Below are 22,715 nucleotides of genomic sequence, written 5' to 3'. Positions count from 1 at the left end.
CGAAGGTCAGGCCCGGGACACCACCGGGCTGAAGAGCGTGCCGATGCCCTCGATGTCGATCGCGACCGTGTCGCCGTTGGCGATCGGCCCGACGCCCGCGGGCGTCCCGGTCAGGATGATGTCGCCCGGCAGCAGCGTGAACACCCGCGAGACGTAGGCGATGATCTCGGGCACCCCGTGGATCATGTCGCCGGTGTTGCCGGACTGCAGCCGCCGCCCGTTCACCCGCGTCTCGAGCGCGCTCTCGTTCCAGACGAACTCGGTCTCGATGACCGGCCCGATCGGGCAGAACGTGTCGTAGCCCTTCGCCCGCGCCCACTGCCCGTCCGACTTCTGCAGGTCGCGCGCCGTGACGTCGTTCGCGATCGTGTAGCCGAAGACGACGTCCTCGTAGTCCTCCGCCCGCACGTTCCGTGCGATCGCGCCGATCACGACCGCGAGCTCGCCCTCGAACTCCACCTGCTGGCTGTCCTCGGGCAGCACGATCGCCTCGTCCGGCCCGATCACCGAGGTGTTGGGCTTCAGGAACATCAGCGGCTCGGCCGGGGCGTCGCCGCCCATCTCGGCGGCGTGGTCGGAGTAGTTCTTGCCGATCCCGATCACCTTCGAGCGCGGGATCACCGGCGCGAGCAGCTTCGCCTCGGCGAGCGGGATCCGCTCCCCCGTGGTCTCGAAGCCCGCGAACATCGGGTCGCCGGCGAGCACGACCAGGTCGTCCTCGTCCAGGATCCCGAAGTGGATCGCACCCCCGTTGTCTCCGGAGCGCTGCGTGGCGAATCGTGCGATCTTCATGAGTCCAACCTCGTCATCCAGCCGTGCGTGTCCTCGCGACGTCCGTACTGGATGTCGGTCAGCTCCTCGCGCAGCGACATCGTCAGCGCGCCGGCCGGCGCGCCCTCGTGACCCACCGAGAAGCCGTCGCCCTTGAGCTCGGCGATCGGCGTGATGACCGCCGCGGTCCCGCAGGCGAACACCTCCACCACGTCGCCGGATTCGACCCCATCGCGCCACTCGTCGATCGACACCTGGCGGCGCTCCACGCGGTGACCGCGGTCCTCGGCCAGCTGCAGCACGCTGTCGCGGGTGATCCCCTCGAGGATCGAGTCCGACTCCGGCGTGACGAGCGTGCCGTCCTTCTTCACCAGCACGACGTTCATGCCGCCGAGCTCCTCGATCCAGCGCGACTCCTGCGAGTCGAGGAAGAGCACCTGCGCGCAGCCGTGCTGGTACGCCTCCTGCTGCGGCAGCAGCGACGAGGCGTAGTTGCCGCCGGTCTTCGCCGCACCGGTGCCACCCTTGCCCGCGCGGGCGAAGGACGTCGACAGCCAGATCGACACCGGGGCCACGCCGCCGGAGAAGTAGGCGCCGGCCGGGCTCGCGATCACGTAGTAGCCGACCTCCTCGGCCGCGCGCACGCCGAGGAACGCCTCCTTGGCGAACATGAACGGCCGCAGGTACAGGCTCGTCTCCGGCTCGGACGGCACCCAGGCGCCGTCCGCCGCGATCAGCTGCCGCAGCGACTCGACGAACAGCTCGGTCGGCAGCTCGGGCAGTGCGAGCCGGCGGGCGGAGCGCTGCAGCCGGCCCGCGTTCGCCTCGGGGCGGAAGGTCCAGATCGAGCCGTCCGCGTGGCGGTAGGCCTTCATCCCCTCGAAGATCTCCTGCGCGTAGTGCAGCACGGCCGCGGCCGGGTCGAGCTGGATCGGGCCGTACGGCTCGACGCGCGCCTGGTCCCAGCCGCCGGCGCGCGACCAGCGGATGTCGACCATGTGGTCGGTGAAGTGCACCCCGAAGCCGGGGTTCGCGAGGATGCGGGCGCGCTCCTCGTCGGAGCGGGGCGCGGGGTTGGCGGTCACCTCGAAGGCGAGGTCCTGCGCGGGGAGGGTGTCGGTCATGAGGGGTTCTTCCTGGAGTGGCGTGGGGCCCGGGGGCGGGGCCGGAGAGGAGGGTCAGCGGAGCCGCGAGACGACGGAGTCGCCGATCGCGGCCGTGGAGCGCGGGGTGCCGTCGCGCGACTCGATGTCGGCGGTCACGGCCGCCGTCACGCGGGCGGCCTCGTCGCCGCGACCCAGGTGGTCGAGCAGCAGCGCCACCGACAGGATCGCGGCGGTCGGATCGGCGAGCTGCTTCCCGGCGATATCGGGCGCGGATCCGTGGACCGGCTCGAACATGCTGGGGAACGCGCCGTCGGGGTTGATGTTGCCCGAGGCCGCGAGTCCGATGCCGCCGCTGATCGCGCCGGCCAGATCGGTCAGGATGTCGCCGAACAGGTTGTCGGTGACGATGACGTCGAACCTAGCAGGATCGGTCACCAGGAAGATCGTCGCCGCGTCCACGTGGAGGTAGTCGACGGCCACGTCCTCGTAGGTGGCCCCCACCTCGTCCACGAGCCGCTTCCAGAGCGAGCCCGCGAAGACCAGGACGTTCGTCTTGTGCACCAGCGTCAGCTTCGAACGGCGCTTGCGGGCGAGCTCGAAGGCGTGCCGGACGACGCGCTCGACGCCGTAGGCCGTGTTCACCGAGACCTCGTTGGCGATCTCGTGCGGCGTCCCCTGGCGGATCGACCCGCCGTTGCCGACGTACGGGCCCTCGGTGCCCTCGCGGACGACGACGAAGTCGACCTCGCCGGGCGCCGACAGCGGCGACGGCACGCCCGCGTAGAGGCGGGTCGGGCGGAGGTTCACGTAGTGGTCGAGCGCGAAGCGCAGGCGCAGCAGCAGCCCGCGCTCGATGTTCGCGTCCTTGTGGCGCGGGTCGCCGGGCACGCCGCCGACGGCGCCGAGCAGGATCGCGTCGTGCGCGGAGATCGACGCGAGGTCCTCGTCGGTGAGGACGTCGCCGGTCTCGAGGAACCGGCCGGCGCCGAGCGAGAACGGCGTCTTCTCGATCACCAGGTCGGAGTCGGCGGTGACGGCGTCGAGGACCTTCACGGCCTCGGCGATCACCTCCGGTCCGATCCCGTCTCCGGGGATGACGGCGAGCTTCACGGTGCGGGTCATGGCGGTCCTCAGACGTGCGGGGGGCACGGGCCGGAGTGCTGCGCGTCCAGAGGACTGGGCGTGCGGAGCACTCGAGCGTGCGGGGCAGGAGACCAGCCCAGCGTACTCTCGGGCCGGTCCCCGCGCCGGTCGCGCCGCGTCAGCTCCGGCGCAGGCGCCAGGCCGCGACGACACCGGCGAGCAGCACCAGTCCGACGCCGATCCAGGCCGACCAGCCGACGCCCGCGTCGAACGCGGCACCGGCCGAGGCGAGCAGGCTCGACGCCGACTCGGACGGGATCTCGCCCGCGACCGCGACCGCGCCGCCCAGGGTCTCCCCCGCGCGCTGCGCCTGGCCGGCGTCGAGGCCCTCGGGCAGCACCACGCCGCTCCGGTAGGCGGCGGTCAGCACCGTGCCGAGCGTCGCCGTGCCGAGCACCGCGCCCAGCTCGTACGCCGTCTCCGACACCGCCGAGGCGGACCCGGCCTTGTCGGCGGGCGCGTTCGCGAGCACCAGCTCGTTCGAGACGGTCTCGGCCGCGCCGATCCCGAGGCCGAGGAAGGCGAACGAGACCGCGACGGTCAGCGCGGAGGCGCCGCCGGGAGCCGCGCTGCCGATCGCGAGCAGCGCGTAGCCCACCGCCGAGATCACGAGTCCGGCCGGCACGACGATCCGCGGCGAGATCCGCCGGGCGATCGGCACCACGCCGAGCCCCGCGCCGATCATCACCACGAGTCCGGGCACCAGCACGAGCCCCGCCTCGAGCGGCGAGAGGCCGACCACGAGCTGGAGGTGCTGCGAGACGAAGAACAGACCGCCCACCAGCGCGACGACGCTGAGCAGGTTGACCACGATCGCCGCGCTGAACGAGCCGCGGCGGAAGAGCGAGAGGTCGAGCATCGGCACCTCGCGGCGCTGCTGCCGGCGCACGAAGAGCACGCCGCTCACGACGCCGACCACGAGCGAGAGCACCGCGACCGCGTCGATCCCGTGCTCGGCGGCCGACTTGATCGCGTAGACGATCGGCGCCATCGTCGCGAGCGACAGCACGATGCTGACCACGTCGACCGGGCCCGGCTTCGGGTCACGCGACTCCGGCACCAGGATCGGCGCGAGCACCACCAGCGGCAGCAGGACCGGCACCGCGAGCAGGAACACGGAGCCCCAGGGGAAGTTCTCCAGCAGCACGCCGCCGACCAGCGGGCCGACGGCCGAGCCGACCGCGAAGCCGGTCGCCCAGATGGCGATCGCCATCCGGCGCTGGTCGCGGTTCGGGAAGAGGCTGCGCAGGAGGGAGAGGGTCGACGGCATCAGCGTCGCGCCGAAGAGACCGAGCGCCGCGCGGGCGGCGATCAGCGCGCCGGCCGTCGGAGCGAAGGCCGCCGCGACCGAGACGACCGCGAAGCCGACCGCGCCGATCAGAAGCAGCTTCCGCCGGCCGACCCGGTCGCCGAGGCTGCCCATCGCCACCAGAAGTCCGGCGAGCACGAGCGGGTAGGCGTCGACGATCCAGAGCAGCTCGGTGCCGGTGGGCCCGAGGTCCTCCGCGATCAGCGGCAGCGCGAAGTTGAGGACGGTGTTGTCGACCGAGACGAGCAGCACCGGCAGCATCAGCACGGCCAGCGCGAACCAGGCGCGGCGCCCGACGCGGGGACCGTCGGGCTCGACGGCGGCGCGCGAGGCGGGGCCGGGGGTCGTGACGGTGCTGACGGGTGCGGTGCGGGCGGACACAGTGGTGCTCTCTCTCGAACGGGGTGATCGCGACCGAGTATACCGTCCAGCCGGTACAGTAGCCAGGGGCGGAACCGAGATCCGTCCCTAGGATGGAGCCCATGCCCGCCGCCCCCGCCCGCGACCGCGTCCTCGACGCGTTCGAGGCCCTGCTGATCGAGCAGGGCGAGCGCTCGGCCACCCTCGACGCCGTCGCGAAGGCCGCCGGAGTCTCCAAGGGCGGGCTGCTCTACCACTTCCCCTCGAAGGACGCCCTCGTCGACGGCCTCGTCGGGCGCCTCGACGACCGCCTCGCCGAGGACATCGATCGGATCCGCACGTCCGACGAGGGCGTCGTCCCGTACCTGATCCGCACGTCGTTCGCCGCGGACACCCCCTTCGACCGCACCATCCTCGCCGTCTCGCGCGTGGCCCAGGGCCACGACGAGCGCGCGAGCGCCGGCCTCGCCCGCATCCACGACAGCTGGTACGCCGTCGTCGCCGAGGCCGTCGGCGACCCCCTGGTCGCCCGCGCCATCGTCCTGCTGAGCGACGGCCTCTACTACAACTCCGCCCTGCTCCCCACCGGCGACAGCCCCCGTGGCGAGGCCGCCGACGTCCTCGCCGTCATCGCCCGCCTCCTCCCGAGCTGACCCAGGAGGAGCACCCGTCCGAAGGACACGGAGCATGCTAGTCGAGTAGCCGGCCGCAGGCCGGCGCATCGAGACCCACCACCGCGGGCACGCCGGATCTCGATACGCCCGCTCCGCGGCCTACTCGATCAGCGAGAAGGAGCAGCCGCTGCCGCGCCTGCGCCGCGTTTCCGCGCCCTGCCGCGCCTGCCACGCGCTGCCCTGCCATGCCGTGCCGTGCCATGCCGTGCCGTGCCGTGCCGTGCCGTGCCGAAAATCATGCTGGTCGAGTAGCCGGCCGCAGGCCGGCGTATCGAGACCCGTCGCCTACAGCCGCACGGTCCCCTCGATCAGCGTCGCCGTGGCCCCGCCGATCCACACGTCGTCGCCCACGCGCTCCACAAGCACTCGCCCAGCGCGCCCCATCGCGGTCCCCTGCGCCGCGACGTACCGCTCGGGCGCCAGCCCGGCCCCGATCAGCCACTGCGCGATCCCCGCGTTCAGGCTGCCCGTCACCGGATCCTCCGCCACCCCAACGTCCGGGATGAACGCGCGCACCTCGAAGGCGCACTCCGCCCCCGCCGGATGCGGACCGACCACGCCGACCGCGAGCCCGCCGAGCCGCGCCGACTCCGGCCGGATGGCGAGCACCCGCTCCGCCGACTCCAGCCGCAGCGCCAGCCAGCCCGGCCCGTTGTCGGCCCACTCGTGCCCGAGGATCTCCTCGCGCGCGAGCCCCAGCGCCGCCGCCGCACGCGCCAGCGTCGGCTCGTCCACCGGCCCCGTGCGCTGCCGCGGCGGCGCCGCGAACGCGATCGCCCCGTCCGGCACCCGGAGCCGCACGAGCCCGGCCGCGCACTCCTGCACCAGCACTCCGGAATCGCGCGGCACTCCCCCGGACGCGAGCCACGCGTGCGCGCTGCCGAGCGTCGGGTGCCCCGCGAAGGGCAGCTCGCGCCGCGGCGTGAGGATCCGCAGCCGGTAGTCGGCCTCCGGGGTGGTGGGCGGCAGCAGGAACGTCGTCTCCGACAGGTTCGTCCACCGCGCGAACGCGGCCATCGACGCGTCGGACACGCCGTCGCCGTCGACGACCACCGCCACCGGGTTGCCGAGGAACGGCTCCGCGCCGAACACGTCGACCTGGGCGAACCTGCGCTCCATGCTGCCGTCTCCTCCGCCGCGCTCGGACCTACTCGGTGATGTCGATCTCCTGCATCAGGTCGGCGTCGATCGCGACGCGGACCTTCTCCAGCAGTCCGTCCGGCGCCGGCGAGTCGATGGTGATCACCGAGAGGGCCTTGCCGCCCGCCTCGGTGCGCGCGATCTGCATGCCCGCGATGTTGACGGAGGCCTCGCCGAACTCGCGCCCGTAGACCGCGACGATCCCGGGACGGTCGACGTAGCTCATCACCACGTGGTGCTTCGCGAGCGGCACCTCGACGTCGTAGCCGTTGATCGCGACGAGCTTCTCGACCTGCTTGGTGCCGGTCAGCGTGCCCGAGACCGAGATCTGCGAGCCGTCCGAGAGGGCGCCGCGGAGCGTGATCACGTTGCGGTACTCGTCCGAGACCGCGTCCGTGATCAGGCGCACCTCGATGCCGCGCTGCTCCGCGAGCACCGGCGCGTTGACGTAGGACACCGTCTCCGACACCACGTTGCTGAAGACGCCCTTGAGCGCCGCGAGCTTGAGCACCTTGACGTCGAAGCCGGCGAGCTCGCCGCGCACCTCGACGTCGATCGACGTCACCGGCGAGGCGGCGAGGCCGGAGAAGACCTGGCCCAGCTTCTCGACCAGCGGGATGCCCGGGCGGACGTAGGGGTCGATGACGCCGCCGGCGACGTTCACCGCGTCCGGCACGAGCTCGCCCGAGAGCGCGAGGCGCACCGACTTCGCGACCGAGACGCCCGCCTTCTCCTGCGCCTCGTCCGTCGACGCACCGAGGTGCGGAGTGACGACCACGTTCTCGAGGGCCAGCAGCGGCGAGTCGGTCGGCGGCTCCTTCACGAACACGTCGAGCCCGGCGCCGGCGATGGTCTTGGCGACGAGCGCGCGGTGCAGCGCGTCCTCGTCGATCAGCCCGCCGCGGGCGACGTTCACCAGGAACGCGGTCGGCTTCATCAGCGCGAGCTGCGCGTCCGAGATCATCCCGGTGGTCTCCGGGGTCTTCGGCATGTGGATGGTGATGAAGTCGCTCTGCGCGAGGAGCTCCTCGAGCGGCAGGAGCGTCACGCCGAGCTGCTGCGCGCGGGCGCTGGTGACGTAGGGGTCGTAGGCGACGACGTTCACGCCGAAGGCCTGCAGGCGCGCGGTGATCAGCGCGCCGATGCGGCCGAGGCCGATGATGCCGACGGTCTTCTCGTAGAGCTCGACACCGGTGTACTTCGAGCGCTTCCAGAGGCCCTGCGCGAGCGCGCTGTGCGCGGCCGGGATGTGGCGGGCGAGGCTCAGGATGTGGCCGACGGTGAGCTCGGCGGCGGAGATGATGTTCGAGGTCGGCGCGTTCACGACCATGACGCCCGCGGCGGTCGCGGCGGTGATGTCCACGTTGTCGAGGCCCACGCCGGCGCGCGCGACGACCTTGAGCGAGGGGGCCGCGGCGATCGCCTCCGCGTCGACCTGCGTCGCGGAGCGGACCAGGATCGCGTCGGCCGAGCCGAGCGCCTCGAGCAGCGCGGGGCGGTCGGTGCCGTCCACGGAGCGGATCTCGAAGTCGGGACCGAGGGCGTCCACGGTGGCGGGCGAGAGTTCTTCGGCGATCAGGACGACCGGCTTAGTCACGAGAGGCGCTTCCTTCGGGGAGGGGACGGAGCGGGCACCGAGCACGAGGGCCGGTGGAACCCCCGCCACTGTAGCGGAGGGCCGCAGTCGTCCCCGGCCGTGTGACGCCCGGCCTCGACGGCGGGCGCGACGGCGGCCTAGAGCGAGACGAGTCTCTCGAATCCGAGGATCAGCTGCACGTCGAGCGACAGCGCCGCGGAGAGGCAGAGCGCCGCGAACAGCAGCCCGGTCCGCGCCAGGAGCCCGCGCCGACGGCCGAGCACCAGTGCCAGCACGAAGCAGACCACGGGCAGCGCCAGCCCGAGCAGCAGCACCGTCCAGCCCGTGCCGTTCAGGTCGGTGCCGAGCGTGGCGGCGTAGGTGCGCAGGCCGACCAGGTTGCCGATCCCCTCCCAGACGTCCCAGGCGAAGAACAGGGCGAAGACCGCGGCGATCAGCACCGAGAGCAGGAGGCGCTTCCGACGGCCGTCACGGTGTCCGGTCCCGCCGAGGGTCGCCTTCACCGTGCTCCCGGTCGCGACGGAATCGGTCGATGCGGAGTCGGTCGATGCGGAGTCGGTCGATGCGGAGTCGCTCATCACGCCCCCTTCAGGAACGGCAGGGGGGCCAGCAGGATCAGCCCGGCGATCAGCCAGAGCACCCGGGTGCGCGTGCGGGCGCTCCGAGTTCCGAGCAGCACGGCGGCGAACCAGGCCGCCGGCCCCGCGACCGCGAGCCAGAGTCCGAGGCCGTAGAGTCCGCCGCCGAGCGGGTCGCCCCCGAACGTCCCGGCGACCGTGGCGTTCTGCCGCGTCGCGGTGATCATCCAGCCGATCGTCCAGAGCAGGTACAGGCCCGCGGCGACGCCCATCGCGACCAGCAGCACGGAGGAGGCGGCCGCCGCGTCGGCGGCGTCGCGCTCGTCGTCCTCGTCGTCCTCCAGCTCGTCGTCGTCCTCGAGCTCGTCGTCGTCCTCGCGGAGCTCGTCCGGCAGCTCGTCGACGTCGCCCTCGCGCGCCTCACGGACCTCCGGAGCCGAGCGCACGGCACGGGGCGTCCGGCGGCGGACCGGAGCATCGCCCGCCACCAGGGTGGGGTCGCCGCCCTCGCCCGCCCAGCTGAGCGCGTCGTCGTCCCGGTCGTCCTCGGGTCTGCTGTCGATCACCGCAACACCCTAGCCGCGCGGCCTCGCCGTCGGCTCGGAGCAGCCCGACACCTCCCCGCCACCGCGGCGTCACCGCCCGGCCTCCCCGGCGGGCGACCCTTCGGGGATGGCGGAGCAGTCGGGGACGGACGAACGAGGGGTGGAGGGCGGCCGGCGCCGCTACGTCGCGATCGGCGACTCCTTCACCGAGGGCGTCGGCGACCCGCACCGGCTCCTGCCCAACGGCGTGCGCGGCTGGGCCGACCGCGTGGCCGACCGGCTCGCCCGCGCCGAACCCGGCTGGGAGTACGCGAACCTCGCGATCCGCTCCAAGCGGCTCGCCCAGATCACCGCGGAGCAGCTGACGCCCGCGCTCGAACTGCGGCCGACCCTCGTCACCCTCTACGCCGGCGGCAACGACATCCTCGATCTCGGCACCGACATGCGCGTCCTGATCGACGGCTACGAGCACCTGGTCGACGCCCTGGCGACGACGGGCGCGTCGCTCGTGCTCTTCACCGGCTTCGACATCCCCTTCCTGCCCGCCCCGCGGATGTTCGTCAAGCGCAACCGCGTCTACAACAGCGCCGTCCGCCGCATCGCCCGCGAGCGCGGCGCGGTCCTCGTCGACTACTGGCGGATGCAGGCGTTCCGCGAATCCGCGATGTGGTCCAGCGACCGGATGCACCTCTCCAAGCGCGGGCACCGCGTGCTCGCCGCGCAGGTGCTGGACGTCCTCGGCGTGCCGCACACCATCTCCGCCGGCCCGTGGGACCCGCCCGAGCCGCTCACGCCGCGCGAGCTGCTGCGCGACCAGTACCGCTGGGCGCACGACTGGGTGCTCCCCCTCGTCGGCCGCAAGATCCGCCGGGTCACCCTCGGCGACCACCTCTCGCCGCGCTGGCCGGAGCCCGTGCTCGTCCCGCCCAAGGGCGGCCTGCGCCGCCTCGCCCGCGACGCCGCCCGCTGACGAGCATTCGCGCGCAGAACATCAGCCGAGAGCACTCGTCATCCGCCATCGGCGATGAGCAGCACTCTCCACTGATGTTCTGCGCGAGGGGTCGCTCGGCCCCCGAAGCGCGGGCCGCTAGGACAGCAGCGGCAGCCCCGCCACCAGCAGCAGCGCCACCGCGAGCATCACGATCGGCGCCACCCGTCCCGCACCCGCGCTCGACGGCGCCGGCCTCCGCGCCAGTCCGGTCAGCCGACGGCGGTCGATCGCCGCCACTCCCCCGCGCACCGACAGCGGTCCTTCCTCGAGATCCCCCGGCCAGCGCTCGACCAGCAGCCCGCGGCTCCGGGCCAGGGCGGCGTCGGATGCTCGCAGCACCGCCAGCGGCAGCCCGTTCGCCTGGGACGAGCCGATCCCAGCCGCAGCTCCGGCCGCGACGACGACCGCCGCGGTGACGACGGCCCCCTCCGAGCCCTGCAGCGCGATCACCGCGATCATCAGCAGCACGCCGGCGAGCGCGAGGACGATGCCGACGAGTGAGAGCGCCGAGAACAGGAGGGAGCGGGCCCGCAGATCCCGCGTGGCCGCCCTCCTCTTCGCCTCGGCCCGTGCGGCACGCGACGGCGCGAGGATGCCGACGAGGTCCGCCGGCGAGAGCGCGTCCTCCGGCAGTCGCACGTCGGACGGCAGATCGGCGGTCTCCTCGAGGTCGTCCCGTCCGAGGTCGGCGGGGACCGGCCACGCGCCCCGGGCGAAGCGGGCTCCCGCGGCCTCCGTCCGTCGCCGCAGGGCGGTGGCGGTCGCCACGAGGACCGTGCCGGCGATCAGCGCGAGCGCGAGGGCCGTCACCGTCCGCAGCGCGACCGGCGCCGACTCGAGGATCCCGCCGGACGCCAGCGCGAGCGCCGCCGCGAGCCCGCCGCCGGCCACCCCGCACAGCACGATCCCCGCCGACACCTCGTACGACAGCCCGTCCCGCGCCGCCGCCACGCCCTCGTCCCACTGCCGCAGCCGCCGTGCCCGTCGCTCCATCCGCCCCACGCTACCCGCGCCCCCCGTGAGCTCTCCCGCGGTGCGCATGCTGATCGAGTAGCCCGCACAGCGGGCGTCTCGAGATCCACCCCGCCCGAACGACGGTCTGCAAACAACCCGCGCCGACGACGCCGGGTCTCGATACGCCCCTCCGGGGCTACTCGACCACCATGGGAGGGCCGCATCCGAGGAACGCCCCGTTTCATGCTGATCGAGTAGCCCGCGCAGCGGGCGTATCGAGATCCACCCCCGCCAGGACAAAGGTCTGCAGACCACCCGCGCCGGCGACGCCGGGTCTCGATACGCCCCTCCGGGGCTAGTCGACCAGCATGGGAGGCTCGCATCCGAGGAACGCCCCGTTTCATGCTGATCGAGTAGCCCGCGCAGCGGGCGTATCGAGATCCACCCCCGCCCGAACGACCGCCCCCGGACGCGACGGAGCCCCGGCCCCGCCGACGTCCACCGCAGAAGCGGTGTCCGCCGACGGCCCGGGGCTCCGAGGTCCGTCCGAGCGGGCGACTAGCGCGCGACGCTGCCGTCGGTGTAGTCCTCGTCGGTCTGCTTCCAGGCGAAGAGCTTGCGCAGCTCGCGGCCGGTCTCCTCGATCGGGTGCTTCTCGCCCTTGGCGCGCAGCTCCTGGAACTCGGGCGCTCCCGCGTCCTGGTCCGCGATGAAGCGCTTCGCGAAGGCGCCGTTCTGGATGTCGCCCAGGACGGCCTTCATGTTCTCCTTGACGCTCGGGTCGATGACACGCGGGCCCGACACGTAGTCGCCGTACTCGGCGGTGTCGGAGACCGACCAGCGCTGCTTGGCGATGCCGCCCTCCCACATCAGGTCGACGATCAGCTTGAGCTCGTGGAGCACCTCGAAGTAGGCGATCTCGGGCTGGTAGCCGGCCTCGACGAGGGTCTCGAAGCCGTACTGGACGAGCTGCGAGGTGCCGCCGCAGAGCACGGCCTGCTCGCCGAACAGGTCGGTCTCGGTCTCCTCGGTGAAGGTCGTCTTGATGACGCCGGCGCGGGTGCCGCCGATGGCCTTCGCGTAGGACTTCGCGGTCTCCCAGGCGGTGCCGGTCGCGTCGTTCTCGACGGCGATGATGTCCGGGATGCCGCGGCCGGCGACGAACTCGCGGCGCACGGTGTGGCCGGGGGCCTTCGGCGCGATCAGGATCACGTCGACGCCCGCGGGGGCCTCGATGTAGCCGAAGCGGATGTTGAAGCCGTGCGCGAAGGCGAGGGTCTTGCCCTCGGTCAGCTTGTCCGCGATCTGCTCGCTGTAGATGGCGCGCTGGTGCTGGTCCGGCGCGAGGATCATGATCAGGTCGGCCCACTCGGCGGCGTCGGCGACGCTCTTGACCTCGAACCCGTCGTCCTCGGCCTTGGCGGTCGACTTCGACCCCTCCTTGAGAGCGATGACGACCTGGACACCGGAGTCGCGGAGGTTCTGCGCGTGCGCGTGGCCCTGCGAGCCGTAGCCGACGATCGCGACCTTCTTGGACTGGATGATGGAGAGATCGGCGTCGGCGTCGTAGATGAGCTCGGTCACGTGATGCTTCCTTTTCTGGTTGTGGAGTGGGCGGAGCAGAGGGGACGGCGCGGAGCCGTCAGTTCTTGAAGACGCGCTCGGTGATCGACTTCGAGCCGCGGCCGATGGCCAGCAGGCCCGACTGGGCGATCTCCTTGATCCCGTAGGGCTCGATGACCCGGAGGAACGCGGTGGTCTTGCCGGAGTCGCCGGTGACCTCGATCACCAGGGCGTCGGTCGCGACGTCGACCACGCGGGCGCGGAAGAGGTTCACGGCCTCGAGCACCTGCGAGCGGGTGACGTTGTCGACGCGCACCTTCACGAGCAGGTGCTCGCGGTGCACCGACTGGTCGGGGTCGAGCTCGACGATCTTGATGACGTTGATCAGCTTGTTCAGCTGCTTGGTCACCTGCTCGAGCGGGAGGTCCTCGACGTCCACGGCGACCGTGATGCGCGAGAGCCCCTCGAGCTCGGTCGGCCCGACGGCCAGCGACTCGATGTTGAAGCCGCGGCGCGCGAACAGCCCCGCGACACGGGTGAGCAGTCCCGGCTTGTCCTCGACGAGCAGGGAGAGAACGTGGTGGGTCATGCGGTCTACTCCTCGTCGTCCCAGGTCGGGCTGTGGTCTCTGGCGTACTGGACGTAGCTGTTCGAGACGCCCTGCGGGACCATCGGCCACACCATGGAGTCGCGGCTGACCACGAAGTCGATGACGACCGGCCGGTCGTTGGTGGCGATCGCCAGCTCGATGGCCGCGTCGATCTCCTCCGGCTTGGTGACCCGGATCCCCAGGGCGCCGTAGGCCTCCGCGAGCTTCACGAAGTCCGGCACCCGGACGGTGTCGTGCCCCGTGTTGAGGTCGGTGTTCGAGTAGCGGCCCTCGTAGAAGAGGGTCTGCCACTGGCGCACCATGCCGAGCGAGGAGTTGTTGATCACCGCGACCTTGATCGGGATGTCGTTGATCGTGCAGGTGGCGAGCTCCTGATTGGTCATCTGGAAGCAGCCGTCGCCGTCGATCGCCCAGACCGTGCGGTCCGGCTCGCCGACCTTGGCGCCCATCGCCGCGGGCACGGAGTAGCCCATCGTGCCGGCGCCGCCGGAGTTGAGCCACGAGTTGGGGCGCTCGTACTTGATGAACTGCGCCGCCCACATCTGGTGCTGGCCGACACCCGAGGCGAAGACGCCCTCGGGACCGGTGATCTCGCCGATCCGCTTGATCACGTACTGCGGGGACAGCAGGCCGTCGACCGGCTCGGTGTAGCCGAGCGGGAACTCCTCCTGCAGGCCCTTGAGGTAGGTCCACCAGTCGGCCGTGTCCGGCGCAGCGCCGTCGATCGCCTTCGCGAACGCGTCGGTGAGGTCCGGCAGGACGTCCTTGAGGTCGCCGACAATCGGCACGTCGGCCGTGCGGATCTTCGAGATCTCGGCCGGGTCGATGTCGACGTGCACGACCTTGGCGTTCGGCGCGAAGAGCGCCGCCTTGCCGGTCACGCGGTCGTCGAAGCGCGAGCCGAGCGCCAGGATCAGGTCCGACTCCTGCAGCGCGAGCACCGCGGGGACGGTGCCGTGCATGCCGGGCATGCCCAGCTGCTGCTCGTGCGAGTCCGGGAACGCGCCGCGCGCCATCAGCGTCGTAACGACGGGAGCGCCGCAGGCCTCGGCGAACGCCAGGAGCTCGGCCGCCGCACGGGCGCGGATGATGCCGCCGCCCACGTACAGGACGGGCTTCTTCGCCTCGGCCAGCAGCTGCGCCGCGGCCTGGATCTGCTTGCCGTGCGCCTTCGTCACCGGGCGGTAGCCGGGCAGGTCGACCTTGGGCGGCCAGACGAACGGCGCCGCATCCTGCTGCGCGTCCTTGGTGATGTCGACGAGCACCGGGCCGGGGCGGCCCGTCGTCGCGATCAGCACGGCGGAGGCGAGCGCCGAGGGGATGTCCTCGGGGCGCGTGACCAGGATGGAGTGCTTGGTGATCGGCATCGTGATGCCGACGATGTCCGCCTCCTGGAAGGCGTCGGTGCCCATCAGCGTCGAGAAGACCTGACCGGTGATCGCGAGCATCGGCACGGAGTCCATGTAGGCGTCCGCGATCGCCGTGACGAGGTTGGTCGCACCGGGCCCGGAGGTCGCGATGCAGACGCCGAGCTTGCCGGTCGCCGCGGCGTAGCCCTCGGCCGCGTGGCCGGCGCCCTGCTCATGGCGGACCAGGATGTGGCGGATCTTGGACGAGTCCATCAGCGGGTCGTAGACGGGGAGGATCGCTCCGCCGGGCAGGCCGAAGACGTCCTCGATCCCGAGCATCTCGAGCGAGCGGACGACCGCCTGCGCTCCGGTGAGCGACTCGGCGACGGGAGCGACCGAGGACGCGGACGCGGCGGAGCGTGGTGGCTGGGGGGTCGGGGCGGGAGGCGCGGCGGACGGGTCCGGGGTCATGCGGGTGTCGATTCCTTCGAAGCGGTGTGCGGCGGCGGGCACCGGGAGCTCGGAGTGCGAGCGAGCGGTGCCCGGGAGGCGCGAGTGCGCGGCCGGCCCGAGCGGGCCGGGATCAACCCGTGGTGGCGCCCTCGGCGGCCGAGCGGACGAGCTTGGCGTACTTGGCGAGGACACCGCGGGTGTAGCGCGGAGGGAGGGGCGCCCAGCCTTCTCGGCGGGCGGCGAGCTCGGATTCGTCGACGAGTAGGTCGATCGATCGAGCGGCGATGTCGACCCGAATCGGGTCTCCGTCGCGAACGAATGCGATGGGACCTGCGTCCACCGATTCGGGAGCTATGTGGCCGATGCACAGGCCGGTTGTGCCGCCTGAGAATCGTCCGTCGGTCAACAGTAGTACATCTTTTCCGAGGCCGGCCCCCTTGATGGCGGCGGTGATGGCCAGCATCTCGCGCATCCCGGGGCCGCCCTTGGGGCCCTCGTAGCGGATGACCACCACGTCGCCCTTCTTGATCTCGCCGTCGGTGAGCGCGTCCATCGCGGCGCGCTCGCGCTCGAAGACCCGCGCGGGGCCCTCGAAGACCGAGGCGTCGAAGCCGGCCGTCTTGACGACCGCGCCCTCGGGAGCGAGCGAGCCCTTGAGCACGGTCAGTCCGCCGGTGGCGTGGATCGGGTTGTCGAGGGTGCGGATGACCTCGCCGTCCAGCGGCGCGATGTCCATCGCCGCGAGGTTCTCGGCGACGGTCTTCCCGGTGACCGTGAGGCAGTCGCCGTGCAGCAGGCCCGCGTCGAGCAGGGCCTTCATCACGGCGGGGACGCCGCCGTGGCGGTCGACGTCGTTCATGACGTACTTGCCGAACGGCTTGAGGTCGCCGATGTGCGGGATCGTGTCGCCGATGCGGTTGAAGTCGTCGATCGTGAGGTCGACCTCCGCCTCGTTCGCGATCGCGAGCAGGTGCAGGATGACGTTGGTCGAGCCGCCGAAGGCCATCGCCACGGCGATCGCGTTCTCGAACGCCTCCTTGGTCAGGATGTCGCGCGCGGTGGTGCCGTTGCGCAGCAGCTCGACGACCGCCTCCCCCGACTTGCGGGCGAAGTAGTCGCGGCGGCGGTCGGCCGCGGCGGGCGACGCAGAGCCGGGCAGGCTCATCCCGAGTGCCTCGGCGACGCTGGCCATCGTGTTGGCGGTGTACATGCCGCCGCAGGAGCCCTCGCCCGGGGCGAAGGCGCACTCGATGCGCTTGGCGTCCTCCTCGGACATGATCCCGGCCTTGACGCCGCCGACCGCCTCGAAGGAGTCGATGATCGTGATGTCCTTCTCGGTGCCGTCGGACAGCTTGACCCAGCCCGGCGCGATCGACCCGGCGTAGACGAAGACGGCGGCGAGGTCGAGCCGCGCGGCGGCCATCAGCATGCCGGGCAGCGACTTGTCGCAGCCTGCCAGCATGACGGTGCCGTCGAGGCGCTCGGCCATCATCACGGTCTCGACGGAGTCGGCGATGACCTCGCGTGAGACGAGCGAGAAGTGCATGCCCTCGTGGCCCATCGAGATGCCGTCCGAGACGGAGATGGTGCCGAACTGCAGCGGGTACCCGCCGCCCGAGTGCACGCCCTCCTTCGCGCTGCGCGCGAGGCGCTCCAGCGAGAGGTTGCAGGGGGTGATCTCGTTCCAGGACGACGCGATGCCGATCTGGGGCTTCTCCCAGTCGTCATCGCCCATTCCCACGGCGCGCAGCATCCCGCGCGACGTCGTGGCCTCGATGCCGTCCGTGACGGTGCGCGAACGAGGCTTCCAATCGATTTCCGGCATGTGACGAGGCTACCGCCTCGCGCGCGATGCTCCGGCGCTGCCGCGGCGGCGCCGCGACGTGTGGAAGCGGCTCGCGGAGAAACAGAGAAACCCCGTCAGAGGAAACAGGGAACCCCCGTCAGAGACGGGGGTTCCCGGGGTATTACGCGCCGATCCAAGCCCGGCGCTCGGCGACCAGAATAGCATCCCTCTCGTGATTTCCCGAGCCTCCCTCATCGCCTTGCTCGGACGAACGCGGTTCGACATTCACCTCGGGGCGGCGAGCGGCGAGTACGAGCGGGCCGTCGAGCTCTGTCAGTGGGCGACTCGGGTGGCCGGAGCACTGCACTCCCAGCTCCTCTTCGTCGAGATCGCGGTGCGGAACGCGATGGACAGGGAGCTGCGCACGTGGAACGCGGACCGAGGATCGGGCCCCGACTGGACGTCGCCGCACGCGACCGGCGACCCGCTCTACAGCCTGCTTCGCGCTCCGCTCACGACGGCACGGCGACGTTCCCACGGTGAGACGGACAGGCGATCACGATCGGGACGTCCCGGCCCTCCGACACCCGAGCACGACGATGTCGTGTCGAGGCTGACCTTCGGCGCGTGGGTGGGCCTCCTCCACGCGACGTCCGACCCGACTCGCCAGTCCCTGCTCTGGTCGGAGGCGCTGCACCGCGCGTTCCCGCTCGCGCCTCGGGACGACGCGTCGCGCGTCGCTCTCGGGCACCAGCTCGAGACACTCCGGCGGCTCCGCAACCGGGTCGCCCATCACGACGATCTGCTCGACGTGGCACTCCCGCACCGACTGAACGACATGCTGTCGATCCTGGGCCGGATCGACGCCGCGTATCCGTCCTTCGCCGCGGCGAGCGGGGAGCTCCGCCGTCTGCACCGCGAGGACCCCCGCCGCGGCTGGTGACGACTCAGTCCGCGGTGGCGCGGAAGTCGGCGAGGAGCGACAGCACGTGGGCGATCTGCTCCGGGCCGCGGACGCGGTAGGCGGCGGAGGTCGTGCCGGGGCCGCTCTTGACGCCGACGTCGCCGGTGCCGAGGACCGCGAAGGCGTCCTCATCCGTGACGTCGTCGCCGGCGTAGAGCACGGCGGTCGCGCCGGTGTAGCGGCGCAGGTGCTGCACGGCCTCGCCCTTGGTGGTCGAGCGGACCGAGAACTCGAGGACGTTCTTGCCCTCGCGGACGGTGACGCCCTCGACCTCGGCGCGCGCCTCCGACAGGGCGACGACGTGCGCGACGCGGCTGTGCCGGTCCGTCGCGAGGCGGGTGTGCAGGGCGAAGCCGGCCGGCTTGTCCTCGATCCAGACGTTGTCGATCCCGCGGGCGATGCCCTTCAGCACGTCCTCGAGCACGCCGACCTTCGCCAGCTCGGTCTCGTCGAGGCGGACGGCGTCGTCGCCCGGGTCGAGGCGGATCTCGATGCCGTGCGAGCCGACCAGCAGCGCCTCGTCGGGCAGCTGCGCGACCTCCTCGAGGCTCCCGAGCGCACGGCCGGAGACCAGTGCGACGCGGGTGCCGGGCAGCGCGAGCAGTCGGAGGACCGCCTCGCGCGCCTCGGGCAGGGCGCGGGCGCGCGCCGGGTCGTCGACCTCGGGGGCGAGCGTCCCGTCGAAGTCGAGCGCCACCAGCAGGCGTCCGGTCGCCGCCAGCTCGTGCAGCGCGGCGACGAGGCGGTCGGGCACGCCGGGCAGGTGCTCGCCGGGGGTCGGCATGACGGCGGTCATCGCGACGCCTCCGCCTCGTCGCGGCGGGCGTCCTCGTGGTGCGCGTCTTCGGCCGCGCGACCGCGGACGCCGTCCTCGTGGTGCTCCGCCTCCTGGCCGAGCGGCGCCTCCTGGCCGCGCGCGGCCGGATGCACGTCGAGCTGCTGGCCCGCGGCGTGCTCGCTCAGCGCGTCGAGGAAGCTCGCCGACCAGCGCGAGACGTCGTTCTCGAGCACGCGGCGGCGCAGCGCCCGCATCCGGCGGGTGCGCTCGGCCCGCGGCATCCGGGCCGCGCTCTCGATCGCGTCCTTGAGGCCGGAGATGTCGTGCGGGTTGATCTGCACGGCCTGCTTGAGCTCGTCCGCCGCGCCGGTGAACTCGCTCAGTACGAGCACGCCTTCGTTGTCGAAGCGGGAGGCGACGTACTCCTTGGCGACCAGGTTCATCCCGTCGCGCAGCGCCGTCACCAGCATCACGTCGGCGGCGAGGTAGAGGGCGACCATCTCCTCGCGCGGGTAGCCGTGGTGCAGGTAGCTGATCGCCGGGTTGCCGATCGTGCCGTAGTCGCCGTTGATCCGGCCGACCTGCAGCTCGATGTCGTCGCGCAGCTGCTTGTAGGTCTCGACCCGCTCGCGGCTCGGGCTCGCGACCTGCACGAGCACCGCGTCCTTGGTGCTGAGCCGGCCGTCGGCGAGAAGCTCCCCGAACGCCTTCAGCCGGTGGCCGATGCCCTTGGTGTAGTCGAGGCGGTCGACGCCGAGCATGACGGTCTCGGGATCGCCCAGATCGGAGCGGATCTGGCGCGCCCGCTCCTGGATCTCGGGGGTGCGCGCCATCGCCTCGAAGGCGGCGGAGTCGATCGAGATCGGGAAGTGCCGGGCGACGACCGGGCGGACGCTGGCGCCACGGCGCGAGCGGTTGACCCGCCGGGTGCCGTCGACCGCGTCGTCCTCGACCGGCACCTCGACGACGGTGCTGCGGGTGTCGTAGCCGAGCAGGCGGCGGACCGCGCGGAGGAAGCTGCCCGCGTCGCCCTGGCGCTGGAAGCCGATCACGTCGGCGCCGAGCAGGCCCTCGACGATCTGCTTGCGCCACGGGAGTTGGGCGAAGATGCCGTACGGCGGGAACGGGATGTGGTTGAAGAAGCCGATCGTGACGTCCGGGCGCAGCTCGCGGAGCATCTTCGGCACCAGCTGCAGCTGGTAGTCCTGCACCCAGACCACGCCGTCCTGCTCGGTGACCGCCGCGGCGGCCTCGGCGAAGCGGCGGTTCACCCGCACGTAGGCGTCCCACCACTCGCGGTGGTAGGTGGGCGGCGCGATCACGTCGTGGTACAGCGGCCAGAGGGTGTCGTTGGAGAAGCCCTCGTAGTAGTCCTCGAGCTCCTGAGCGCTGAGGGCGACCGGGACGATCAGCACGCCGTCGTTCTGGAACGGCGCGACCTCCTCGTCCGCGACCCCGGGCCAGCCGACCCAGGCGCCCTCGTTGGCCCGCATCACGGGCTCGAGCGCGGTGACCAGCCCGCCGGGCGAGGTCTTCCACGAGGCGGTGCCGTCGGCGTCGACGACGCGGTCGACCGGGAGGCGGTTCGAGACCACGACGAACGCGTTGCGCGCTCCGGCGGCGTGGTCGGCGGCGGCTGGAGTCGTCCCGTCGGCACTGTCCTCGAGGGGTGCGGGGGCGGAGGCGGAGTGCGGAGGAATGGTGGTCCCGATCGTCGGTCGTGCCCGTCTTCGTACCCGCCGAGGCTACCAGCCGCACTCGAACGGGGGCCGGGCTCAGCCCTGGGCGAGGGCCAGTGCGAGCACCGCGCCGCCGACCGTCGGCACCACCGCGACGGCGCCGAGCAGCGCGTACTGCCGCCAGGAGATCGTCACGCCGAGCGCGGTCAGCCGCTGGTGCCAGAGCAGGGTGGCGAGCGAGGCCCACGGGGTGATCAGCGGGCCGGCGTTCACGCCGATCAGCAGGGCGACCAGGCGCACCGGGTCGGCGGCGACCGGCTCGAGCGCGAGATAGGCGGGCAGGTTGTCGACGAGGTTCGCGGCGACGACGCCCGATCCCGCCAGCCGGAGCAGCTCGCCCACGCCGCTCCCGTCGCCCGCGACCACGGCGAGCGCCGCTCCGAGGCCGAGCTGGTGCGCCGCCTCCATCACGACGAAGAGACCGGAGGCGAAGACGACCAGCTGCCAGGGCAGCAGCGAGACCTTCAGGGCGGACGGCCTCCGCACCGCGAAGAGCACGACGAGGGCGAGCGCCGCGACGGCCGCCGGGATCCACACCTCGAGCCCGGAGACGAGGGCGGGCAGCAGCAGCGCGACGACGACGCCGGCGCCGATCAGCAGGACGCGGTCCTCGACCGGGGTCCGCTCCCCCGTCCGGTAGCGACCGGCGAGCTCGCGCCGGTAGCGGATCGCGAGCACGAGGACCGGGACGACCGCGGCGACGAGCGCGGGCGCGGCGGTCAGCGCGGCGAAGGCGAGCGGCCCGTCGACGCCGAGCCGCCTCTCTGCCAGGAGGTTGGTGAGGTTCGACACAGGGAGCAGCAGGGAGGCGCAATTGGCGAGCCAGACGGTCGCCATCGCGAACGGCAGCGGCGACACCCGGACGTGCGCGGCGAGCAGCACGACCACCGGCGTGAGCAGCACGGCGGTGGTGTCGAGGGAGAGGAAGACGGTGCTGACGATCGCCATCGCGACCACCAGGAGCCAGAGCAGAGCGGTCCGCCCGCGGCCCCAGATCGCCGCCCGCTCGGCCACGACCGTGAAGACTCCGGCCTCGGAGGCCAGCTCCGCCACCACGGTGACGGCGACCACGAAGGCCAGGATCGGCGCCGTGCGCTCGACCAGCTCGCCGAGCGCGTCCATCGGCAGGACCCCGGTGAGGGCGGCGATCACGCCGAGCACGAGGAGCACCGCCCCGATCACAGCCGTGCGCATCTCGTACCCGTTCTCCTCGGTGGCCGCCGCGGCCCGGCGCCGAGCAGCGGTTCACCGTAGCGGGCGGGACCGACGACGGAGCCGTCCGCTGGCCGTCGGCGGTGTCAACCGTTGGGAGGGAACGGTGCCGGGCCACTAGCGTCGTGGTGAACACAGGAGGCAATCGATGCGCAAGTTCATCCTCAATTCCAGCGTCATCAGCGCGATCGTCGGAGGCTGGTCCATCCTGCAGACGACGCGCAAGGGTCCGCGCGACTGGCGGCTGGCCCTGCAGTGGGTCAGCTGGGCGATCGCTCTGGCGGTCGCCATCGGCTCGGTCTCCTACGACTCGAAGGAGCTCGTCAAGGAGCAGAACGGCAAGAAGCGCGACCGCTGACCGCCTTCTGACACGCCGCGCGCCACCGGCCGCGGCGTGTCAGCGCGCTCCGGCACCGTCGCCCCTGGACACTGGAGGTCCAGCACGCGGCACGGGAAACGGGGTTCGACATGAGGTTTCGTCTGAGGCGCCGTCAGCCGGCCCCCGAGGTCGTCGCGGCCCCCGCGCTCACGCAGGACGAGCTCTTCGCCGTTGTGCACGAGCGCCTCTCCGCCTTCGTCGGCGCCGAGGGCGCCTGGGTCGTCACCCGCCGCAGCCACGACGACCGCGACCCGATCTTCCACGGGATGCTCGCCCGCTCGCTCGCCCACGAGCTGTCCGCCGCCATCCAGGCCGAGCAGCTGCGCGCCGGCGTCGAGGCCACCGCGAACCCCGTCACCTCCGCCATCCCCGTGATGCGTGCCTCCACTCCTCCCGTCACCGCGGAGCCGGCCGCCCCCGTCGCCGAGCCCGCCGCCCTCACCTGGGACCCGAAGCCGATCGCCGTCTGGGCCGAGCCCGACGCCGCGCCCGTCGCGACCCCGGCCGACGCCACCCGCTGACCCGGCGGGTCTCGATACGCCGCTCCGCGGCTACTCGACCAGCATGGAATGCCGCCGCGTAGCCGGCATGCTCCGAACCATGCTGATCGAGTAGCCCTCGCAGAGGGCGCCACTCATGCTGATCACGTAGCCCCTCGCAGAGGACGCCACTCATGCTGATCACGTAGCCCCTCGCAGAGGACGCCACTCATGC

At 72.2% G+C, this 22,715-nt stretch carries 21 protein-coding genes; 5 read left to right on the top strand and 16 right to left on the bottom strand.

What is annotated here, in order from left to right; all coding sequences use genetic code 11:
* Positions 1–6 precede the first annotated feature (6 nt).
* The 4 genes from EDF17_RS17550 to EDF17_RS17535 form a co-directional block, all read right to left on the bottom strand.
* Positions 7–792, bottom strand: a complete 786-nt coding sequence (locus tag EDF17_RS17550) for a fumarylacetoacetate hydrolase family protein (RefSeq protein ID WP_123447967.1) — start codon at positions 790–792, stop codon at positions 7–9.
* The gene (locus EDF17_RS17545; protein WP_123447968.1) at positions 789–1,895 is read right to left on the bottom strand and encodes a branched-chain amino acid aminotransferase; all 1,107 of its coding nucleotides are present in this window, start codon (positions 1,893–1,895) and stop codon (positions 789–791) included. The genes EDF17_RS17550 and EDF17_RS17545 overlap by 4 nt, the downstream gene beginning before the upstream one ends.
* A 54-nt stretch (positions 1,896–1,949) precedes the next feature.
* Positions 1,950–2,999: a 3-isopropylmalate dehydrogenase gene (locus EDF17_RS17540; RefSeq protein WP_123447969.1), complete on the bottom strand. Its 1,050-nt coding sequence runs from the start codon at positions 2,997–2,999 to the stop codon at positions 1,950–1,952.
* Between the two features lie 139 nt (positions 3,000–3,138).
* Positions 3,139–4,710 carry an MFS transporter gene (locus EDF17_RS17535; protein ID WP_243732954.1) on the bottom strand — a complete coding sequence of 524 codons (1,572 nt, stop codon included), beginning with the start codon at positions 4,708–4,710 and terminating at the stop codon, positions 3,139–3,141.
* A 101-nt stretch (positions 4,711–4,811) separates the two neighbouring features.
* Here EDF17_RS17535 and EDF17_RS17530 point away from each other — a divergent pair, with 101 nt between their 5' ends.
* A complete protein-coding gene (locus EDF17_RS17530) occupies positions 4,812–5,342 on the top strand; it encodes a TetR/AcrR family transcriptional regulator (protein ID WP_123447970.1) in 531 nt (176 codons plus the stop codon).
* 306 nt (positions 5,343–5,648) lie between these two features.
* Here EDF17_RS17530 and EDF17_RS17525 read toward each other — a convergent pair whose 3' ends face one another.
* The 4 genes from EDF17_RS17525 to EDF17_RS19995 all read right to left on the bottom strand — a co-directional run bounded on the left by EDF17_RS17525 (position 5,649) and on the right by EDF17_RS19995 (position 9,244).
* Complete coding sequence (locus EDF17_RS17525; RefSeq protein ID WP_123447971.1) at positions 5,649–6,482, bottom strand: PhzF family phenazine biosynthesis protein; 834 nt, start codon at positions 6,480–6,482, stop codon at positions 5,649–5,651.
* Positions 6,483–6,510: 28 nt separating this feature from the next.
* Positions 6,511–8,100 (bottom strand): phosphoglycerate dehydrogenase, encoded by a 1,590-nt coding sequence (gene serA / locus EDF17_RS17520; protein WP_123447972.1) that lies wholly within the window; start codon positions 8,098–8,100, stop codon positions 6,511–6,513.
* A 137-nt stretch (positions 8,101–8,237) separates the two neighbouring features.
* The gene (locus EDF17_RS17515) at positions 8,238–8,678 is read right to left on the bottom strand and encodes a hypothetical protein (RefSeq protein WP_123447973.1); all 441 of its coding nucleotides are present in this window, start codon (positions 8,676–8,678) and stop codon (positions 8,238–8,240) included.
* Positions 8,678–9,244: a DNA polymerase III subunit gamma/tau gene (locus tag EDF17_RS19995; RefSeq protein WP_166649731.1), complete on the bottom strand. Its 567-nt coding sequence runs from the start codon at positions 9,242–9,244 to the stop codon at positions 8,678–8,680. The genes EDF17_RS17515 and EDF17_RS19995 overlap by 1 nt, the downstream gene beginning before the upstream one ends.
* A gap of 106 nt (positions 9,245–9,350) precedes the next feature.
* On the opposite strand from EDF17_RS19995, the gene EDF17_RS17500 reads away from it, so the two are divergent.
* The gene (locus EDF17_RS17500; protein ID WP_123447975.1) at positions 9,351–10,193 is read left to right on the top strand and encodes an SGNH/GDSL hydrolase family protein; all 843 of its coding nucleotides are present in this window, start codon (positions 9,351–9,353) and stop codon (positions 10,191–10,193) included.
* 117 nt (positions 10,194–10,310) lie between these two features.
* Here the strand turns inward: EDF17_RS17500 and EDF17_RS17495 are convergent, their stop codons facing one another.
* The 5 genes from EDF17_RS17495 to ilvD all read right to left on the bottom strand — a co-directional run bounded on the left by EDF17_RS17495 (position 10,311) and on the right by ilvD (position 16,968).
* On the bottom strand, positions 10,311–11,207 hold the full coding sequence (locus EDF17_RS17495; protein ID WP_133672138.1) for a hypothetical protein: 897 nt from the start codon (positions 11,205–11,207) through the stop codon (positions 10,311–10,313).
* A gap of 519 nt (positions 11,208–11,726) precedes the next feature.
* Positions 11,727–12,752: a ketol-acid reductoisomerase gene (gene ilvC / locus EDF17_RS17490; RefSeq protein ID WP_123447977.1), complete on the bottom strand. Its 1,026-nt coding sequence runs from the start codon at positions 12,750–12,752 to the stop codon at positions 11,727–11,729.
* Between the two features lie 58 nt (positions 12,753–12,810).
* A complete protein-coding gene (ilvN, locus tag EDF17_RS17485; RefSeq protein ID WP_123447978.1) occupies positions 12,811–13,320 on the bottom strand; it encodes an acetolactate synthase small subunit in 510 nt (169 codons plus the stop codon).
* A 5-nt stretch (positions 13,321–13,325) separates the two neighbouring features.
* Positions 13,326–15,161, bottom strand: coding sequence for an acetolactate synthase large subunit (locus EDF17_RS17480; RefSeq protein ID WP_123447979.1), 1,836 nt, complete (start codon positions 15,159–15,161; stop codon positions 13,326–13,328).
* A gap of 112 nt (positions 15,162–15,273) precedes the next feature.
* Positions 15,274–16,968, bottom strand: a complete 1,695-nt coding sequence (ilvD, locus tag EDF17_RS17475) for a dihydroxy-acid dehydratase (protein ID WP_123447980.1) — start codon at positions 16,966–16,968, stop codon at positions 15,274–15,276.
* A 565-nt stretch (positions 16,969–17,533) separates the two neighbouring features.
* On the opposite strand from ilvD, the gene EDF17_RS17470 reads away from it, so the two are divergent.
* Positions 17,534–17,872: a hypothetical protein gene (locus tag EDF17_RS17470; protein ID WP_127887139.1), complete on the top strand. Its 339-nt coding sequence runs from the start codon at positions 17,534–17,536 to the stop codon at positions 17,870–17,872.
* Between the two features lie 4 nt (positions 17,873–17,876).
* Here EDF17_RS17470 and otsB read toward each other — a convergent pair whose 3' ends face one another.
* From otsB to EDF17_RS17455, 3 genes are all read right to left on the bottom strand, one after another.
* Positions 17,877–18,689, bottom strand: a complete 813-nt coding sequence (otsB, locus tag EDF17_RS17465; protein WP_123447982.1) for a trehalose-phosphatase — start codon at positions 18,687–18,689, stop codon at positions 17,877–17,879.
* On the bottom strand, positions 18,686–20,266 hold the full coding sequence (locus tag EDF17_RS17460) for a trehalose-6-phosphate synthase (protein ID WP_123447983.1): 1,581 nt from the start codon (positions 20,264–20,266) through the stop codon (positions 18,686–18,688). Before EDF17_RS17460 ends, otsB begins: the two co-directional genes overlap by 4 nt.
* A 180-nt stretch (positions 20,267–20,446) precedes the next feature.
* Positions 20,447–21,604, bottom strand: coding sequence for an SLC13 family permease (locus tag EDF17_RS17455; protein ID WP_123447984.1), 1,158 nt, complete (start codon positions 21,602–21,604; stop codon positions 20,447–20,449).
* Between the two features lie 166 nt (positions 21,605–21,770).
* On the opposite strand from EDF17_RS17455, the gene EDF17_RS17450 reads away from it, so the two are divergent.
* Both EDF17_RS17450 and EDF17_RS17445 read left to right on the top strand, forming a co-directional pair.
* Positions 21,771–21,980, top strand: coding sequence for a hypothetical protein (locus EDF17_RS17450; RefSeq protein ID WP_123447985.1), 210 nt, complete (start codon positions 21,771–21,773; stop codon positions 21,978–21,980).
* Between the two features lie 110 nt (positions 21,981–22,090).
* Complete coding sequence (locus EDF17_RS17445) at positions 22,091–22,522, top strand: hypothetical protein (protein ID WP_133672136.1); 432 nt, start codon at positions 22,091–22,093, stop codon at positions 22,520–22,522.
* Positions 22,523–22,715 lie beyond the last annotated feature (193 nt).

The organism is Rathayibacter sp. PhB1 (assembly GCF_004362935.1).
Lineage (GTDB): Bacteria > Actinomycetota > Actinomycetes > Actinomycetales > Microbacteriaceae > Rathayibacter > Rathayibacter festucae.
This window is presented reverse-complemented; position numbering and strand designations above follow the sequence as displayed.

Bases quoted from the DNA above. Each gene is read 5' to 3' on its own strand.
- EDF17_RS17550 (WP_123447967.1), bottom strand. From the start codon at position 792: ATGAAGATCGCACGATTCGCCACGCAGCGCTCCGGAGACAACGGGGGT.
- EDF17_RS17545 (WP_123447968.1), bottom strand. From the start codon at position 1,895: ATGACCGACACCCTCCCCGCGCAGGACCTCGCCTTCGAGGTGACCGCC.
- EDF17_RS17540 (WP_123447969.1), bottom strand. From the start codon at position 2,999: ATGACCCGCACCGTGAAGCTCGCCGTCATCCCCGGAGACGGGATCGGA.
- EDF17_RS17530 (WP_123447970.1), top strand. From the start codon at position 4,812: ATGCCCGCCGCCCCCGCCCGCGACCGCGTCCTCGACGCGTTCGAGGCC.
- EDF17_RS17525 (WP_123447971.1), bottom strand. From the start codon at position 6,482: ATGGAGCGCAGGTTCGCCCAGGTCGACGTGTTCGGCGCGGAGCCGTTC.
- EDF17_RS17515 (WP_123447973.1), bottom strand. From the start codon at position 8,678: ATGAGCGACTCCGCATCGACCGACTCCGCATCGACCGACTCCGCATCG.
- EDF17_RS17500 (WP_123447975.1), top strand. From the start codon at position 9,351: ATGGCGGAGCAGTCGGGGACGGACGAACGAGGGGTGGAGGGCGGCCGG.
- EDF17_RS17495 (WP_133672138.1), bottom strand. From the start codon at position 11,207: ATGGAGCGACGGGCACGGCGGCTGCGGCAGTGGGACGAGGGCGTGGCG.
- ilvN (WP_123447978.1), bottom strand. From the start codon at position 13,320: ATGACCCACCACGTTCTCTCCCTGCTCGTCGAGGACAAGCCGGGACTG.
- EDF17_RS17480 (WP_123447979.1), bottom strand. From the start codon at position 15,161: ATGACCCCGGACCCGTCCGCCGCGCCTCCCGCCCCGACCCCCCAGCCA.
- ilvD (WP_123447980.1), bottom strand. From the start codon at position 16,968: ATGCCGGAAATCGATTGGAAGCCTCGTTCGCGCACCGTCACGGACGGC.
- otsB (WP_123447982.1), bottom strand. From the start codon at position 18,689: ATGACCGCCGTCATGCCGACCCCCGGCGAGCACCTGCCCGGCGTGCCC.
- EDF17_RS17455 (WP_123447984.1), bottom strand. From the start codon at position 21,604: ATGCGCACGGCTGTGATCGGGGCGGTGCTCCTCGTGCTCGGCGTGATC.
- EDF17_RS17450 (WP_123447985.1), top strand. From the start codon at position 21,771: ATGCGCAAGTTCATCCTCAATTCCAGCGTCATCAGCGCGATCGTCGGA.
- EDF17_RS17445 (WP_133672136.1), top strand. From the start codon at position 22,091: ATGAGGTTTCGTCTGAGGCGCCGTCAGCCGGCCCCCGAGGTCGTCGCG.